Origin of the sequence: Micromonospora sp. WMMD1102, from assembly GCF_029626265.1 — a bacterium.
Taxonomy (GTDB): Bacteria; Actinomycetota; Actinomycetes; order Mycobacteriales; family Micromonosporaceae; genus Plantactinospora.
Genome location: NZ_JARUBN010000001.1, coordinates 3,574,321 through 3,589,895 on the forward strand (window position 1 = coordinate 3,574,321; position 15,575 = coordinate 3,589,895).

16 protein-coding genes and 2 pseudogenes are annotated in these 15,575 nt (G+C 71.0%); 7 read left to right on the top strand and 11 right to left on the bottom strand.

Annotated elements, in window-relative coordinates; translation table 11 throughout:
* The 4 genes and pseudogenes from O7626_RS15975 to O7626_RS15990 form a co-directional block, all read right to left on the bottom strand.
* The gene (locus O7626_RS15975; protein WP_278061956.1) at positions 1-633 is read right to left on the bottom strand and encodes a TetR/AcrR family transcriptional regulator; all 633 of its coding nucleotides are present in this window, start codon (positions 631-633) and stop codon (positions 1-3) included.
* Between the two features lie 86 nt (positions 634-719).
* Positions 720-809, bottom strand: a pseudogene (locus O7626_RS15980) (IS5/IS1182 family transposase); the annotation flags it as partial.
* A gap of 67 nt (positions 810-876) precedes the next feature.
* Complete coding sequence (locus O7626_RS15985) at positions 877-1,407, bottom strand: VOC family protein (protein WP_278061957.1); 531 nt, start codon at positions 1,405-1,407, stop codon at positions 877-879.
* 105 nt (positions 1,408-1,512) lie between these two features.
* The gene (locus tag O7626_RS15990) at positions 1,513-2,361 is read right to left on the bottom strand and encodes an alpha/beta hydrolase (RefSeq protein ID WP_278061958.1); all 849 of its coding nucleotides are present in this window, start codon (positions 2,359-2,361) and stop codon (positions 1,513-1,515) included.
* Between the two features lie 441 nt (positions 2,362-2,802).
* Here O7626_RS15990 and O7626_RS15995 point away from each other — a divergent pair, with 441 nt between their 5' ends.
* Positions 2,803-3,840 (top strand): aldo/keto reductase, encoded by a 1,038-nt coding sequence (locus tag O7626_RS15995; RefSeq protein WP_278061959.1) that lies wholly within the window; start codon positions 2,803-2,805, stop codon positions 3,838-3,840.
* 137 nt (positions 3,841-3,977) lie between these two features.
* Here the strand turns inward: O7626_RS15995 and O7626_RS16000 are convergent, their stop codons facing one another.
* The 3 genes from O7626_RS16000 to O7626_RS16010 form a co-directional block, all read right to left on the bottom strand.
* The gene (locus tag O7626_RS16000) at positions 3,978-4,577 is read right to left on the bottom strand and encodes a response regulator transcription factor (RefSeq protein WP_278061960.1); all 600 of its coding nucleotides are present in this window, start codon (positions 4,575-4,577) and stop codon (positions 3,978-3,980) included.
* Between the two features lie 98 nt (positions 4,578-4,675).
* Positions 4,676-5,281 carry a response regulator transcription factor gene (locus tag O7626_RS16005; protein WP_278061961.1) on the bottom strand — a complete coding sequence of 202 codons (606 nt, stop codon included), beginning with the start codon at positions 5,279-5,281 and terminating at the stop codon, positions 4,676-4,678.
* A gap of 234 nt (positions 5,282-5,515) precedes the next feature.
* A complete protein-coding gene (locus O7626_RS16010; protein ID WP_278061962.1) occupies positions 5,516-6,370 on the bottom strand; it encodes a hypothetical protein in 855 nt (284 codons plus the stop codon).
* 189 nt (positions 6,371-6,559) lie between these two features.
* Here O7626_RS16010 and O7626_RS16015 point away from each other — a divergent pair, with 189 nt between their 5' ends.
* On the top strand, positions 6,560-6,796 hold the full coding sequence (locus O7626_RS16015) for a hypothetical protein (protein ID WP_278061963.1): 237 nt from the start codon (positions 6,560-6,562) through the stop codon (positions 6,794-6,796).
* Positions 6,797-7,034: 238 nt separating this feature from the next.
* Positions 7,035-8,234, top strand: coding sequence for a PLP-dependent aminotransferase family protein (locus O7626_RS16020; RefSeq protein WP_278061964.1), 1,200 nt, complete (start codon positions 7,035-7,037; stop codon positions 8,232-8,234).
* 75 nt (positions 8,235-8,309) lie between these two features.
* Here O7626_RS16020 and O7626_RS16025 read toward each other — a convergent pair whose 3' ends face one another.
* Positions 8,310-9,890, bottom strand: a complete 1,581-nt coding sequence (locus O7626_RS16025; protein WP_278061965.1) for an asparagine synthase-related protein — start codon at positions 9,888-9,890, stop codon at positions 8,310-8,312.
* Between the two features lie 256 nt (positions 9,891-10,146).
* Between O7626_RS16025 and O7626_RS16030 the strand changes: the two genes are divergently transcribed.
* Positions 10,147-10,557: a hypothetical protein gene (locus tag O7626_RS16030; protein WP_278061966.1), complete on the top strand. Its 411-nt coding sequence runs from the start codon at positions 10,147-10,149 to the stop codon at positions 10,555-10,557.
* Positions 10,558-10,662: 105 nt separating this feature from the next.
* On the opposite strand, the gene O7626_RS16035 is transcribed toward O7626_RS16030, so the two are convergent.
* A complete protein-coding gene (locus tag O7626_RS16035) occupies positions 10,663-10,932 on the bottom strand; it encodes a hypothetical protein (protein WP_278061967.1) in 270 nt (89 codons plus the stop codon).
* 193 nt (positions 10,933-11,125) lie between these two features.
* Positions 11,126-11,713, bottom strand: a pseudogene (locus tag O7626_RS16040) (GGDEF domain-containing protein); the annotation flags it as partial.
* Positions 11,714-12,187: 474 nt separating this feature from the next.
* Between O7626_RS16040 and O7626_RS16045 the strand changes: the two are divergent.
* The 3 genes from O7626_RS16045 to O7626_RS16055 all read left to right on the top strand — a co-directional run bounded on the left by O7626_RS16045 (position 12,188) and on the right by O7626_RS16055 (position 14,510).
* The gene (locus O7626_RS16045) at positions 12,188-12,427 is read left to right on the top strand and encodes a DUF397 domain-containing protein (protein WP_278061968.1); all 240 of its coding nucleotides are present in this window, start codon (positions 12,188-12,190) and stop codon (positions 12,425-12,427) included.
* Between the two features lie 332 nt (positions 12,428-12,759).
* Positions 12,760-13,617: a helix-turn-helix transcriptional regulator gene (locus O7626_RS16050; RefSeq protein ID WP_278066180.1), complete on the top strand. Its 858-nt coding sequence runs from the start codon at positions 12,760-12,762 to the stop codon at positions 13,615-13,617.
* A gap of 131 nt (positions 13,618-13,748) precedes the next feature.
* On the top strand, positions 13,749-14,510 hold the full coding sequence (locus O7626_RS16055) for an SDR family NAD(P)-dependent oxidoreductase (protein WP_278061969.1): 762 nt from the start codon (positions 13,749-13,751) through the stop codon (positions 14,508-14,510).
* Between the two features lie 60 nt (positions 14,511-14,570).
* On the opposite strand, the gene hpnH is transcribed toward O7626_RS16055, so the two are convergent.
* Positions 14,571-15,575 (bottom strand): adenosyl-hopene transferase HpnH, encoded by a 1,005-nt coding sequence (gene hpnH / locus O7626_RS16060; RefSeq protein WP_278061970.1) that lies wholly within the window; start codon positions 15,573-15,575, stop codon positions 14,571-14,573.

Sequence of the window (15,575 nt, forward strand, 5' to 3'; positions counted from 1 at the left end):
TCAGCGCGGTGCCGGTGGCCGCCGGTAGACCCCGTACCACCAGATCGACGCGAGTTCGCGGGCGAAGGCGGCATCGCCGTCGGGACCGGCACCGGAGCTGGTGACATGGTCGACGATCGCGGCCTGGCCGCCGGCCACGATCACCCGGCCGGCGGAGGGGACGTCGACATCGGCCGGCGCCCGCCCGGCCCGCTGCTCCTCGGCGAGCAGCCGTACCGTGTTGTCCAGGAAGCGGACCAGGCCAGCGCCCCAGAACTCGCGTACCGCCGGGTCGTAGGCGGCGACCTCGTTGACTGCGTTGATCACGGCCGCGTACCTGCGGTAGATCCCGACTATCCGGTGGAAGGCGTCGGCCAGCGCGTCCACGCCGTCCTCCGGCCGCCACGAGCTGGCGACATCGAAGCCGGCCGACTGCATCGTGCCGGCCAGCCGCATCAGCAGTTCGGACTTGTCCCGGAAGTGGGTGTAGAAGGTCGACCGGGCCACTCCGGCCGCCGACGCGATCCGCTGCACCCCGAGCTCGGTGAAGCTCGCCCCCTCGACCAGCAGCCGCTCGGTGGCGGCGAGGACCTGAGCCTCCACCGAGGCCCGGCGGTCGGGATCGGGCGCACGGCGCCGGGTGATCGATGGCATGCCGGAAATCTTAAAGCGTGTTTGGGATGGGGGTTGTTCAGGTGCAGGTGAGGGTGCGGATGCTTCTCCCTCCGGCCGTCCGTGTTCGGCTCCGGCGACAGCGGCTCGATCAGCGCCCACTGGGCATCGGTCAGGTCCGAATCGGATAATCGACGACAGCCGTCGCGGCTGTGCACTCGTCAAACCTCCGACAGCGTCAGCATCGCCGCGACGCAACTGTTGCGGATCCCTTTCGCGCCCTGCTCAGTCCTCGTCCTGCCACCTGCGTAGATCCGTCTGGTCATGATAGGCCATGCGGTCCGGCGTGGTGATGAATTCCATCGTCGTGCCCCAGGGCATGCGGCAGTAGCAGACCTTGTTTCCAGGACCATTCTCGGTTGCATAGGGAATAGTGCGAGGCGCCGTGAGTGGGGTGCCTCCGGCCCTTTCGAAGCGCTCGACCGAGGCGTCGATGTCGTCAGTGTAGAGAGCGAAGTGCGTGATGCCGAAGTCGCTCGCCCGGATCGGCTGGGCTTGTTCGGGGCCGTGCATCTCGAAGAGCTCGATATCGGGTCCGGTTCCGATCTTGACCATCGCCTGCGCGCGCACGGCCGTTCCAGGGAAAGCGCCAACGGCCCGCTCGAATTCGGGTCCCTGCCGCGGCGGATCCTGCGGTCCGAAGGACTGATAGATCACCTGGCCGCCGAAAGCTTCCACCAGGAACGATTTTGCGGCTTCGATGTCGGGCACCGTGATACCGATATGATTGACGCCGCGAATGACAGGTGCGGTCATGACAGTTCTCCTTTCTTATTCAATCGATCGATCGGGATAGGCGCGGGCGCAACTTGCCCGCAGTGTCGCGATCCGCCCGGCCCACGACGGCACGGTCGCAGAGCTTCACTTGGCCTCGAGGAGATCGATCAGAGCGGCCGTGACCTCATCCGGCCGTTCGTCCGCGACGAAGTGGCCGCACCGCGCAATCGAGCCGCCCGTCACATTGCTGGCAAACTCCTTGAGCATCGGCACCATCTGCGCACCGAAGCGCTGATCCCCGCCGAGTCCTAGCACCGGCATCTCGAGCGGTTGCTTCTTGTACTCGAGCGCCGCCGCATGGTCGGCGGCGAGGGTCCGATACCATTCCATGCCGCCGCGGGTGCGGCCAGGAAGCGCCATCGCTTCCGCGTAGATCTCGATGTCCGCCGGGTCGAGGGTGCTGTGATCATAGAACCGCTCAGACATGAAGGCCGAAATATAGTCATATTCACGGCCATGGAGCAGGCGCTCGGGTAGATCCCGGTTCATATGGAAGCTGAAGTGCCAGAGTCCTGCGGTCGTCGCCTCCCATCCGGTCCAGCCGGGAAGCGGAACGTCGAGGACGGCCAGGTGGGTAACAGCCTCCCGATAGATGGCGGCCTGCGGCAGGGCGACCATTCCGCCGATGTCATGTCCGCACACGGCGTAGCGTTCATACCCAAGGGCAACCATGACTTCGTGCGCGTCGCGCGCCATCGTCGCCTTGTCATAGCCGTCGAGCGGGCAGTCGGAAAAGCCCGCGCCGCGCAGATCGACGGCCACCACGCTGAAATGCTCGGCCAGCAGTGGCATCACCTTGTGCCATCCCCACCATGTTCCCGGCCAGCCGTGAAACAGAAGGATCGGCGGGCCTGAGCCTCCCGTGACAGCATTGATCTTGATGCCATTCGCCGGCACCAGTTGCTGGGTAAAACCCTTCAGAGTTGCGATCATGATCGCTTTCCAGTTCAGATGTTGACGTTCAAACAGAGCTCGCGACCAGCGCTCAGGGCTGGCCGAAATCGGTGGCGATCGTGATGTCGCGCCAGGCGTCGATATCACTGCGGAAGGCAGCAGCTTCCGCTCAGATCGACCAGTCCTTACGCGTCCGAGACCAAGCTACCGCGACCAGGTAGCTTCCGGGCACATAACTGGTCAGGTCCCGTGAGAGGGGCGTCGCCCCAAGTTTGGCCAGGGCGGGGTGCACGGTGGTGGCCTGGTCGAGCAGGTCGATGCCGATGGTGTTGTCGCTGGCCTGGCGGCGATAACGATGACGCGAGCAGCAGGCCGAGGGTGTCGGTGAACGAACCGGGGGACCCGGGGACCCGGGGGCCGAGGAGAACGTGGTTTACCGGTGCACGCCGAGCCGTCGACCACGACACGAAGGGGCAGAGAGTGAAATACCGCCTGTTGGGGCGTACCGGAGTGTGGGTTTCCGAGATCTCGCTGGGGGCGATGACCTTCGGTGGGGTGAACCACCCGATCTACCGCCAGTTGGGCGCCCTGGGCCGGGCCGAGGTGGACACGGTCGTCGGCACCGCCCTCGATGCCGGGATCAACTTCGTCGACACCGCAGACGTCTACAGCGACGGCGAATCGGAGGAACTGCTCGGCGAGGTACTCGGGCGTCGACGCCGGGACGTCGTACTCGCCACCAAGGTGCACGCCCCGACGGGTCCGGGCCCCAACGACCACGGCCAGTCCCGACTGCACGTCATGCGGGCCCTGGAGGACAGTCTGCGCCGGCTGCGCACCGACCATATCGATCTTTACCAGCTCCACAACTTCGACCACCTGACCCCGTTCGAGGAGACGCTGCGCGCGCTCGACGACGCCGTACGCCAGGGCAAGGTGCGCTACATCGGTTGCGCCAACCTGGCCGCCTGGCAGGTCAGCCGCGCACTCGGCGTCTCCGCCCGGCACGACTGGGCCGGTTTCGTCTCCGTGCAGGCCCACTACTCGCTGGTCGGTCGGGACGCCGAGCGGGATCTGCTGCCGATGGCCGAGGCGGAGGGCGTGGGGCTGACGGTGTGGAGCCCGCTGGCCGGCGGCTTCCTCACCGGCAAGGCCGACCGGACCGGCACGGTGAACGACGGCGGTTCCCGGCGGGCACATCCGGAGTACTCCCAGTTCCCGCTGATCGATCCGGCCCGCGGGCACGACGTACTCGATGTGCTGCGAGCGGTGGCCGCGCGGCACGAGGTGAGCCCGGCCCGGGTCGCACTCGGCTGGCTGCTGCACCGACCGGCGGTCACCAGCGTCATCGTCGGTGCCCGCCGGGTCGACCAGCTGGCGGACAACATCGCCGCCACCGAGCTGACCCTGGACGCCCGGGACCTCGCCGAACTCGACGAGGTGAGCAGCCTGCCGCCGGCTTATCCGAACTGGATCCAGCAGGCGTTCGCCCCGGCCCGGTCACCCCGGCAGACCTGAACCGGCAGACCTGACTCGGCAGACCTCGTGCGTGGCGGGTGGGACGCGCACGTCCCACCCGCCACCGGTCCACGGCGCCACCGGTCAGCTATGGCGGCCGGTCGGGTCGGCAGTGGAGCCGGCGACCCGGCTCCGGGTCAGATCCAGCCCTTCTCCCGGGCGATCCGGATCGCCTCGATCCGGGTACGCGCTCCCGTCTTGCCGGCGATCCGGGACAGATGGTTACGGACAGTACCGGCGGACAGAGACAGCTTGCTGGCGATCTCCACCACCGGCCATCCTTCGGCAGCGATCTCCAGCACCTCCACCTCCCGTGCGGTGAGCGGGTTGTCGCGGTTGAGCGCCGCGACCACCAGGTCCGAGTCCACCACGGACCCCCCGCAGGCGAGCCGGCGGACCGCCTCGATCACCCGTTCCGGGGCGACGTCGCTGCCGAGGAAGCCGAGTCGCTGGCAGGTGGCACGCAAGGCGTTCCCCAGCACCCGTGGCCGGCGCGGGTCCACCAGGACCAGCACCGGAGGCGGTTCGGACGGCGCGACCGCACCGGAGAGTACCCCCGCTCCGAAGAGTTTGAGGTCCGCGACGGCCACGTCGGGACGCTGCATCCGCAGCGCCACGCCGATATCCTCGGCTCGATCGACCTCCGCCACCACCTCGATGTCGTCCTGAGTGGTCAGTACGAAGGCCAGGGCGCCACGGACGAGAGCGCCGTTCAGCGCGAGCAGCGTTCGGATCACGTTCCCCCCTGCTACTTTGTCATCGCTAGATCACCCCGCGTGAACATTCAAACACGAGCTGGCCGACCGCGCCCGTTGGAGCGGCCGGCCCGTCATGGTCAGATCCAGCCCGCACGCTGTGCCTGCCGGACCGCTTCCAGCCGGTTACGCGTACCGGTCTTGCGCAGGATCGCCGACAGGTGGTTGCGCACCGTCCCGTGGGCCAGGAAGAGCCGACCGGCGATCTCCTTCAGCGGCAGACCCTCGGCGGCCGCCCGCAGCACCTCCAGTTCCCGCTTGGTCAGCGGGCTCTCCGGTGGATTCAGCGCGGCGACGGCGGCGACCGGATCGAAGACCCGCTCACCGAACGCGACCGCCCGGACCAGCCGGGCGAGTTCCGCCGGCGGCAGGTTCTTGTCGACGAAACCCCGGGCGCCGGCCCGGATCGCCCGTTGCAGCGCCTCCGGCGTCAGCTGGGTACTCAACGCCAGCACCCCGCTGCCCGGCGCCTCCGTTCCGAGCCGCGCCACCACCTCCAGCATGTCGGCACCCGGCAGTTCCATGTCGACCACGACCACGTCCGGCCTCCTCCGGCGGGCGATTGTGACCAATTCACCCGGCTCGTGGAGGTCCGCCACCACGTCCAGGTCCTCCTCACTCGACAACACCGCGCGCAACGCCCCCCGTAACAAACCCATCTCCTCCACGATCACAATGCGGATCACGAGGTCACTCCGATCTCGTACACAGACTCAGCGAGAAGGCGACGCCCGAGCGGGTCAACACCCGACCCGGCGTCGATCACGAGCACGATCGAGTACGGCACCGTCGGTCGGGCCCGCCCACTGGACGGGTACGGCGGTGCCCGGTGCACCGACGGAGATTTCCACCGGGCGCGCAGAGGTCAGCGGCGGCCACGGTGGAGAGGAAGAGCGACCGGAGTACGGCCGCGGAGCGGGTCAGCCAGGCAACGCCGGTACGCCCGGCGACCGGCCGGTGGGACCGGTGTCCGCGTGCGGAAGAGTCGACAGAGATCTGGGCGGCGACTGCCAGCCGATCGTGGCCGGCAGCGCGGCGGACTGTCCCCCGCCGGACTGCGCCGATCCGGCCTGCTGGCCACGGGCGCCGGTCTCGACGGGTGAGTCGGGAGTGGACGGCAGGCCCGGGGTGGCGGTCCCGAGCACGGCACGCCGGACCGCCGGACGGTTCGGGTCCGGCATGCCCCCGGAGGCCGGGCCGAACGACTGCCACAGCGGCGAGGGCGTCCAGAGCGGCTGGGCCGCGACCGGAACCGGCGGGTGCTGCTGGGTCGGGACCGGCAGCGGCACCGGAGGCGGCGGCAGGCCGGGACTGGGTGCCCATCCGGCGGGCTGGTCCGGCACGACCCGGGGTGCGGGTGTCCCCCGGAAGCTGTGGTAGGGCACCTCGGCCACCACCCCCGGCACGGCGCCAACCACTTCGGGCACCGCTCCGACCAGCCCGGGCAGGCCGCCGAGCGTCCGCGCAGTTCCCCCGAGCACCTTCGGCACGCTGCCGACGACCTCCGGTAGAACCCTGGACACCTCAGGTACGCCGCTGACGGCCACCGGCACGACCTCGACCACCTCAGGTACGCCGCCGACGGCCACCGGCACGACCTCGACCACCTCAGGCAGGTCGCCGACGGCCACCGGCACGCCCTCGACCACCTCAGGCAGGTCGCCGACGGCCATCGGCACGCCCTCGACCACCTCAGGCAGGTCGCCGACGGCCACCGGCACGACCGGAGCCCGACCGGGGCGCAGCGCGGCGCTCCGGCCCTCCGACCGGGGCACCGGGCGCACGCGTTCCGGGCCGGGTCGGGCAACAGCGACTCGCTCCGGACGGGTCCGCTCCGGACGGACCCGCCCCGGACCGCCGACCTCAGCACGCGCGCGCTCCAGACCGGCATGCTCCCGAGCGGTGCGCTCCGGGCGCGATGCGTGGCGATCGGTCTCGGGTGTCGCTTTTCGAGTCAACTGAACGTGATCGTCGAGGAGGGCGGGCAGCCCCGGCGCGACCGACTCGACGATCGTGCCGAGCGGCTGCCTCCGGGCTGCCGAGGCGGCACCTTCACCGGCGAACGCCGGCCCGTCCAGCGCGGCCAGGAGGACGTATCCGGCCAGCGCACCGCCGCCGAGCAGGGCGATTCTGGTCAGCAGTCGGACGGCTCGCCGCCCCGGGTCCGGTCGGCCCGGACCCGGCACGCGCCGGACTGCTGAGACCACGGCCATGTCGCGAAGGCACTCCTCGATTCGGCGGACAGGAACGGTAGCGTAACGCAGTGTCTATCATGGCGCACCCGGTGCTCCGGGTCGGCTCGCGACACGTTCGGAGGCACCCGTCACACGTTCGGAGGTACCCGTTCACCCACCGCCTCGTCCCGCCCGGAGGTCGAGTCGCCGGATCCGCCGCCGCAGAGCGTCGTGCCGGGCCGGTGTCGCTGACTATGGTGAGCGGATGACGGCCCCCCGCCCACCAGTACTGCCCGTCGTGCAGTTCCGGAGCCGGGCCGGAAGCATCGACCTCGGCTGGGGGCACCCACATCCGGCCGCGCTGCCGGTGGACGCCTGGGCCGAGGCGACCCGGTCCGCCCTGCGCCGCTACGGTGCCGCCGCGCTCACCTACGGCCACGCGGCCGGGCCGGGGCCACTTGTCGAGTGGCTCTGCGAGCGACTGGGCGAGGTGGACGCCGTACCGCCCGAGCCTGGCCAGGTCTTCGTCAGCGCGGGTGCATCGCACGCGCTCGACCTCGTCGCCGCCGTGCTCTGCCGCCCCGGCGACGTCGTCCTGGTCGACTCGCCCACCTATCATCTGGCGCTGCGGGTCATCGCCGACCACCGGGTCGACACGGTACCCGCCCCCGCCGACCAGGACGGGATCGATCCTGCCGCCACCGGCGACCTGATCCGGGCGATCACCCGGCAGGGCCGCCGGGTCGCGATGCTCTACCTGGTGCCGACGTTCAACAACCCGACCGGGCGGTCGCTGCCGGCGGAGCGCCGGGCCGCTCTGCTGGCGATGGCCGCGGGCACCGGCGTGACGGTGGTGGAGGACGACACCTACCGGGAACTCGCCTACCCGGCGCCGGCGCCGCCCTCGCTGTTCAGCGCCGCCGAGCCGGGGACGGTCGTCCGGATCGGGTCGTTCGCCAAGAGCGTCGCGCCGGGGCTGCGGCTCGGCTGGCTGACCGGGGCCCGGTCGATGGTCGGGGCGGTGACCGAGCGCGGGTACGTGGACAGTGGCGGCGGGGTCAACCACGCCAGCGCGCTGGCCATGACCGAGTTCGCGGCCGGCGGCGCCTACCGGCGGCACGTGGCGGCGATCCGGGTCAGGTACCGCCGGCAGCGCGACGCGCTGGTGGCCGCCGTACGCGAGGAGTTGCCGCAGGCCGAGTTCGTGGTGCCCGGCGGCGGCTGGTTCCTCTGGCTGCGGCTGCCGCATCCGAACGCCGGTACCGCGCTGCTGCCGTACGCGGAGGCTGCCGGGGTCGGCTACCTGCCCGGTCGGCAGTTCTTCGTGGCCGACACCGGGCACCGTCACCTGCGACTGTCCTACTCGATGTGTGATCCGGAGACGTTGGCCGAGGCGGTGCGCCGGCTGGCCGTGGCGTACCGGGACGCCGGATTCCCGGCCCGCTCGACTCCGTTGCCGGGCTGAGCCTCGCGGCGCCGCCCCGCCCCGCTGCGCCCCGCCCCGCCCCGCCCCGCCGTCGAGGATTCAGCCGTCGGCGGTTCAGCCGTGCCGGCCGGAGCCGGTCAGCCGACGCCAGGCCGGGCCGACCTTCCACCTTGCCATCCCGGCCAGGTCGCGGGCGTGGTCGAGGACGTCCGGCCGGGCCGTGCCGGTGGCCACCGCGCGGTCGAGGTCGTGGCCGCAGCGCCGCAGTACGGTGTCGAAGTCCCGGCGCACCGGTTCCAACAGCTCGTAGCCGAACGCCCGGTACTGGCGGGCGAAGATCGCCCGGTACGGCCGCACTCCCTCGTACAACCCCGTGGCGTACGCGAGCTGCTCCGCCGGCCGGTCCCGGACGTACTCCGGCAGCAGGTCGGCGAACGCGTGCCGGAGGATCCAGCTCCGCCGGCCGTCCCGCAGTTTCACCCCGGCGGGCAGCCGCATCGCCAGCTCGACGAGCGACAGGTCGAGGAAGGGCAGCCGGGCCTCCACCCCGTGCCCGAACCCGGTCCGGTCCACCCGCTGCAACCCGGTACGGCACAGGTTGCGGATGCGGTGCCGGAAGAGCTGGCCGGCGGCTTCCGGGCCCACCGGGTCCGAGCCCGGGTGTCCACCGAAGAGGTGGTCGGCGCCGTCGCCGGTGAGCACCACCCGGACGCCGAGGTCCCGGACCCGCCGGAACAGTGGCACCGAGACGACCGCGTCGATCAGGTCGGCGTACTCGGTCAGCTCGGAGATCCGGATGGCCGCCCGGACGTCGTCGAGCTGGATGTCCCGGGGCCGCACCTCGATCACCTCGTGGTGCACGCCGAGTTCGGCGGCCAGCCGGCGAGCGTACCGCACGTCCGGGCTGTCCGCGGCGCCGACGGTGAACGCCACGCAGTCGTGGTGCAGTTGCTGGACGTGCAGCAGGGCGATGGTGCTGGCCAGGCCGCCGGAGAGGAGTACCCCGACGGTGAGGTCGGTGTCGACACGGGCCCGGACGCTGTCCCGGACGGCGGTGCGGAGCAGTTCCGCCGCCTCCTCGACGTCCCGCAGCGGCGGTTGCCCGGTGCCGAGCCGGGCCAGGTCCAGATAGGGCACCAGATCGGGTCCGCCGGTCGCGTCGGCCCAGCCGTGCTGCCCTGGCGGCAGTTCGGAGATCGGTGCGCCGACCGGTGCCAGCGCCTTGACCTCCGAGGCGACGTGCAGCCGGCGCAGGTGCCGGGACCAGTAGAGCGGACGCACGCCGAGCGGGTCGCGGGCCAGGTAGAGCCGTCCGGTGGCGGTGTCGGCGAGGGCGAGGGCGAACTCGCCGCGCAGCCGGGTGACCGCCTCCGGCCCCCAGGCCAGGAATGCCTCCAGCACCACCTCGGTGTCGCTGTCGGTGCGCGGCGGCCGGCCGAGCCTGGACAGCTCGGCCGCGAGTTCGCGATGGTTGTAGACCTCGCCGTTGTAGCAGAGCAGCCACCGGCCGTCGGCGGAGCACCAGGGCTGGACCGCCCGTTCCCGGTCGACGATCCGCAGCCGCTGCACGCCGGCCAGCAGTTCGGGACCGAGCCGGGTCTCGGCGAGGTCGCCACGCGGGGTGAGCTCCGCCATCATCCGGTGGAAGGTGCGGCGATCGGCGCCGGAACCGAGGGTTAGGACGATGCCGGACATGCCAGTCAACCTCCCAGTGCGGTCAGGGAAGTCCGGGCGCCGGTAGCGGAACCGCAGCAGGTCGGTCGCGGTCCCTCTCCGGCGTCGGTGTGCCCCCGAGAAACGCTGCCGGTTCTGACCGTAACACCCGGTAAACCCGAAAAATCCACGTTACTGCGGTTGCTCCCCCGCAGCGTACGAGGCTGTACTCCGGTTCCCGGCGTAGCTGAGTAGGGGTACTCGGGTCCGGGCCCGGCCGGTGGTGAAGAGTCTTGGTATGACCGAACGGCAGCCGGGGAACACCCGGCAGACCCCGCTGTGGATCGTCGGGCTCGCCGCCCTCACCGCGCTCGCCTGGTGGGCGTTCCTCGGCTGGGACCAGCAGAAGGAGACCGATCCGGTCACCGGGGCGCAGACCGGGCCGTACTCGGCGTGGCAGGTGCTCGGCCTCGGGCTGGTACTGGCCCTGCTGGTGTTCGAGACGGGGCGCCGGGGCCGGCCGTGGCTGGCCGGTCTCGTCGTACCGGCGGTGCTCACCGTGGCCTTCTCGGTCGACGCCGCCACCGATCCGGACGCCGACGGGCTCTGGGTGGTCGGTGCGGTGCTGGTGGCGCTCGGCTCGGCTCTCGGCGCCGGCCTGGTCGCGGCGCTCGGCGCCTACGCGGGCCGGCGGTCGGGCTCCCGCTGAGCGCAACACACCGCCGGGCCTGACGACCGGCCGCCTCGGCCGGGGTTGGTCAGCATCGTCAACGCTGCCCGACCGGTTCGGCGTCGAGCAGCGGGTCCGGCATCGTCAACGCAGCCCGACCGGTTCGCCGTCGAGCAGCGGGTCCGGCTCCTGCCGCCGGATCATGTACTGCGCGGTGAGGGTGTCGACCCCGGTGCCCCGGGCACTGTTCGGCCGGTACGTGACCGTGGCGGCCAGCGCCGAGGCGGCCTCGACCACCCCCGCGCGCCAGGTGCCGGACCGGTAGACCCAGACCGGGTCGGTCGGCCGGTAACTGGCGGTGGAGTCGATCTCCGCCGGGTCGCGTCGGTGCGGATCCACGTTGGGTACTGGCATGTCGTCACTGCCCTCCTGACTCGGCACCGGGTGTCGTCGTCTCGATCAGTTCGCGGGGCACACGGGGCGTGCCGGTGGTCTCGCCGGGCGTACCGCTCGGCAGCCCGAGATGCGCCTGGTTCTGCACGTACCCCGTGATCGGGTTGGTGCAACCGGCGACGTCCACGTCGGCCGGGGCGAGCCGGGCCCGTCTGGTCTTCACCCGGTACATCGCGGCGTCGGCGTGGTCGAGTACCTCGGCCAGTTGCGCGCAGCCGTGCACCGGGGCGAGTCCGATCGAGGCGGTGACCCGCAGGTCCCGCTCGGCGACCTGGATCGGCGCCGCGAGCAACTCCGCGAGCCGTCGCGCGGACTGGTGCAGCCAGCGTCCGTCGGCGCGGGTGCCGGCGAGCAGGCCGGCGAACTCGTCGCCGCCGAGCCGGGCCACCAGGTTGTTGCCGGCGTACGCGGCGAACCGCCAGGCGACCGCGACGAGTACCTGGTCGCCGACGGCGTGGCCGAACCGGTCGTTCACCTGCTTGAAGTCGTCGAGGTCCAGCACCACCGCGACCAGCGGCGGCCGGCCGGGGTCGGCGACCAGCGCGGCACCGATCTGGAAGAAGGCCCGCCGGTTGAGCAGGCCGGTCAGCGGGTCGTGGGTGGCGGCGTGCCGTTCCGCCTGCAACTCCTCGCGGAGCCGGTCCACCTCCGCCTGCACGGTCCGGACCCGGCCACGCATCTGCCAGGCCGCACCGAGTCCCGCGACCGCGGCGGCCCCGGCGGCGAGGGTGAAGGGATCCACTGTGCCGTGTCCCTTCAGGAGACCCGGCTCGAGAACGGGTCGTGGGCCGGACCGTATCCCTGTCCGAAGGGCGGTGGCGGGGAGTAAACGGTTACGGTCTGTGATCCATCTTTGCGTACGCCAGCACGAGCCGGAACCGAGCCGTTGCGATGCGTTGGCGCGCATCCGCCCAGGCAGGCGGGCACGCCAGCGATCTTGCCTGGTCCCCGACGCTTCGGTTGCGCTGGCAACGGCCCTCCGCCTCCATTACGAAAAGTGAACAAACGGACACACCCTTACCGCGCTATCATGCTCGCTGTCAGGTGCAGACGCAAGAGCGAATGCACGTGCAGATGGTCATGCAGAGATGACCGGACGCGGTGCTCCGCACCGCACGGCTGAGGACGCGTCCACGGGGAGGAATTCGGAACGTAGTTCGGGCCTACGCGACGCCCACCGCCTCCAGCCCTTACGGGAACTCCAGAAAGACTGGCGATGTTTCAGACGTACAACGGCATGCCCACCGGCCAACTGCCCGCCCTCGCCTGGCAGAAGAGCCGCCGCAGCAACCCCAGCGGGAACTGCGTCGAGGTTGCCGAGTTGCCCGGCGGCGCCGGTTTCGCCGTCCGCAACTCCCGGGACCCCGACGGGCCGGCGCTGATCTACACCACCGACGAGATCACCGCGTTCATCCTCGGTGCCCGGGACGGCGATTTCGACAACCTCATCCGCTGAACCGGCGGTACCTAGGACGTCTGGTACCCCGCCACCGGCGTCCGGCACCCCACCACCACCGTTCGCCACCGCTCCGACACGCTCCCATGATCCCGACTGGACAAGGGTCGAGAAAAATAGCGCGTTGGGTCTACCCTCCTCACCGTCCAGCCATGGCATGCTTACCGACGGATTTGGCCCAGCCTTCGGTGGGCTGCGTCGAGCATGTGTGGAGGCGACACGTGACGATGGCTCCATCCGGCCAGGGATCGGTCCCGGACGGCGAGGTCGCCGACGGCGAACCTCTCGTCGACGGTGGGCCGGTCTTCGCGGGCGGAGCCGCCGACCCCGGCATGTCGGGTGGTCCCACCGTGCTGCGGATCCTGCTCGGCAGCCAGCTGCGCAAGCTGCGCGAGGCCAGGGGCGTCAGTCGCGAGGACGCGGGCTGGGAGATCAGGTCGTCCGGGTCCAAGATCAGCCGGATGGAGCTGGGCCGGGTGGGATTCAAGGAACGCGACGTCGCCGATCTGCTGACCCTCTACCAGGTGACCGACGAGACGGAGCGAAACGCCCTGCTCTCGCTGGCTCGCCAGGCCAACAACCCCGGCTGGTGGCACCGGTACGGCGACGTGCTGCCCAACTGGTTCCAGTCCTATCTGGGGCTGGAGGCCGCCGCGGCACTGATCCGGGCGTACGAGGTGCAGTACATCCCCGGGCTGTTGCAGACCCGGGACTACGCCCGGGCGGTCGTGCTGCTCGCCCACGACGGAGCGCCGCCGGACGAGATCGACCGCCGGGTCGAGCTCCGGATGGACCGGCAGAAGGTGCTGACCCGGCCCGGCGCGCCCCAGCTCTGGGCCGTGGTGGACGAGGCGGCGCTGCGCCGGCCGATCGGTGGGCCCGAGGTGATGCGCGGCCAGATCGAGCACCTGATCGAGGCCGGCAAGCTGCCCAACGTCACCGTCCAGGTGATCCCGTTCCGGGCCGGCGGACACGCCGCCGCCGGTGGCGCGTTCAGCCTGCTCCGCTTCCCCGACCAGGAACTCCCCGACGTCGTCTACATGGAACAGCTCACCAGCGCGCTCTACCTGGACAAGCGCGACGACGTCGACTACTACGCGGCGGCGATGGAACGGCTCTGTGTCGAGGCCGTGCCGCCGACCGAGACCCCGGCCTTCCTCCGCGCCACCCTGGCCGACCTCACCCCCTGACCCGCTTCCGACGGCTCGCCGGTCCACCCGGTCCGCCGGTCCACCCGGTCCGCCGGTCCACCCGGTCCGCCGGTCCACCCGGTTCGGCGCTGCGTCCGGTTCGGCCGGCTCGGATGGGCGACACTACCGGTATGACTTCCCGTCGCCTGGCCGGCGCCGTCGCCCTGGTCACCGGGGCGTCCTCCGGAATCGGCGCCGCCGCAGCCCGCCGGTTGGCCGGAGCCGGCGCACGGGTCTTCCTCAGCGGCCGCGACCCCGAACGGCTGGCGGCGGTCGCCGCCGAGTCCGGCGGTACGGCGATCCCGTGCGACCTCACCGACCCGGACCGGACGGCCGAACTCGCCACCCGGGTGCTGGACACCGCCGGTCGGGTGGACCTGCTGGTCAACAACGCCGGCCAGGGCTTCGCCGGGCCGCTGACCGGGATGACCGACGCCCAGATCCAGGCACTGGTCGCGGCGAACCTGACCGCCCCGATGCTGCTCGCCCGAGCGGTGCTGCCCGGAATGCTGGCCCGGGGCAACGGCCGGCTCGGCTTCGTCGGCTCCATCGCCGGCCGGCTCGGCGTACGCGAGGAGGCGGTCTACGCCGGCACCAAGGCCGGGCTGAGCGTCTTCGCCGACAGTCTGCGCAAGGAGACCACCGGCCGGGGCATCGTGGTCACCGAACTCGTCCCCGCCGTGGTGGACACCCCGTTCTTCGACCGGCGCGGCCGGCCGTACCCCCGCCGCCGTCCCCGGCCGGTACCGGCGGAACGGGCCGCCGAGGCCCTGCTCACCGGCATGCTCACCGGCCGGCACGAGGTCTGCCTGCCCCGCTGGATGGTGCTGCCGATCGCGGTCCGGGCCACCCTGCCGGCCACCTACCGCCGGCTCGCCGACCGGTTCGGCTGAGGTGTAAGGAAGGGCCCCCTATTATCGTTTTCTGTTGTACAAGGGGCCCTTCCTTACACCTCAGTTGGCGCGGATCGCTCGGATCGACTCGCGCAGCGAGGACATCGTGGCGAGTACGGCGGTCGGCTCGTACCCACAGTGCGCCATGCAGTTGGCGCAGCGGCTGTCCCGGCCCCGGCCGTACGACGACCAGTCCGTCGTCTCGACCAACTCCTGGTACGTCTGCGCGTAGCCGTCGCCGAGCAGATAGCAGGGGCGCTGCCAGCCGAAGAGCGAGTACGACGGGATCGCCCAGGCGGTGCAGGGGAAGTCGACCCGGCCCTCCAGGAAGTCCAGGAAGAGCGGCGAGTGGTTCAGCCGCCACTTCTTCCGACGGCCCTCGCCGAACGCCTTCCGGAACATCGCCCGGGTCTCCGCCACCCCGAGGAAGTGCTCCTGGTCCGGCGCCTTGTCGTAGGCGTACGCCGGGGAGAGCATCATCTGGTCCACGCCCAGGTCGTCGTTGAGATAGTCGAGGACCTCGATCACGGTCTGCGGGGTGTCGGTGGAGAAGAACGTGGTGTTGCTGGTGACCCGGAAGCCGCGCCGCTTCGCCTCCTTCACCGCCTCGACCGCCTCGTCGAAGACGCCCTCCTTGCAGACCGAGGCGTCGTGCCGCTCCCGCAGCCCGTCGATGTGCACCGCGAACGAGAAGTACCGGGACGGGGTGAACTTGTGCAGCTTCTTGCGCAGCAGCGCCGCGTTGGTGCAGAGGAAGACGTACTTGCGGCGCTTGACGAGTTCGTCGACCAGCCGGTCGATCTCCGGGTGCATGAGTGGCTCGCCGCCGGCGATCGAGACCATCGGCGCCCCGCACTCCTGGATCGCGGCAAGCGCCTGCTCCACCGGCATCCGCCGCTTCAGCACGTCCGCCGGATGCTGGATCTTGCCGCAGCCGGCGCAGGCGAGGTTGCAGGCGAAGAGCGGCTCCAGCTCGACGAGCAGCGGGAAGTGCGTCCGCCGGCGCAGCTTCTGCTCCATCAGGTAGCGGCCGACCCGCAGGCTCTGGCGCAGTGGCATGCCCAT

Coding starts and splice junctions, on each gene's coding strand:
- O7626_RS15985 (WP_278061957.1), bottom strand. CDS start 1,407: ATGACCGCACCTGTCATTCGCGGCGTCAATCATATCGGTATCACGGTG.
- O7626_RS16025 (WP_278061965.1), bottom strand. CDS start 9,890: ATGTCCGGCATCGTCCTAACCCTCGGTTCCGGCGCCGATCGCCGCACC.
- hpnH (WP_278061970.1), bottom strand. CDS start 15,575: ATGGGCATGCCACTGCGCCAGAGCCTGCGGGTCGGCCGCTACCTGATG.
- O7626_RS16035 (WP_278061967.1), bottom strand. CDS start 10,932: ATGCCAGTACCCAACGTGGATCCGCACCGACGCGACCCGGCGGAGATC.
- O7626_RS16055 (WP_278061969.1), top strand. CDS start 13,749: ATGACTTCCCGTCGCCTGGCCGGCGCCGTCGCCCTGGTCACCGGGGCG.
- O7626_RS15975 (WP_278061956.1), bottom strand. CDS start 633: ATGCCATCGATCACCCGGCGCCGTGCGCCCGATCCCGACCGCCGGGCC.
- O7626_RS16020 (WP_278061964.1), top strand. CDS start 7,035: ATGACGGCCCCCCGCCCACCAGTACTGCCCGTCGTGCAGTTCCGGAGC.
- O7626_RS16045 (WP_278061968.1), top strand. CDS start 12,188: ATGTTTCAGACGTACAACGGCATGCCCACCGGCCAACTGCCCGCCCTC.
- O7626_RS16030 (WP_278061966.1), top strand. CDS start 10,147: ATGACCGAACGGCAGCCGGGGAACACCCGGCAGACCCCGCTGTGGATC.
- O7626_RS16050 (WP_278066180.1), top strand. CDS start 12,760: ATGTCGGGTGGTCCCACCGTGCTGCGGATCCTGCTCGGCAGCCAGCTG.
- O7626_RS15990 (WP_278061958.1), bottom strand. CDS start 2,361: ATGATCGCAACTCTGAAGGGTTTTACCCAGCAACTGGTGCCGGCGAAT.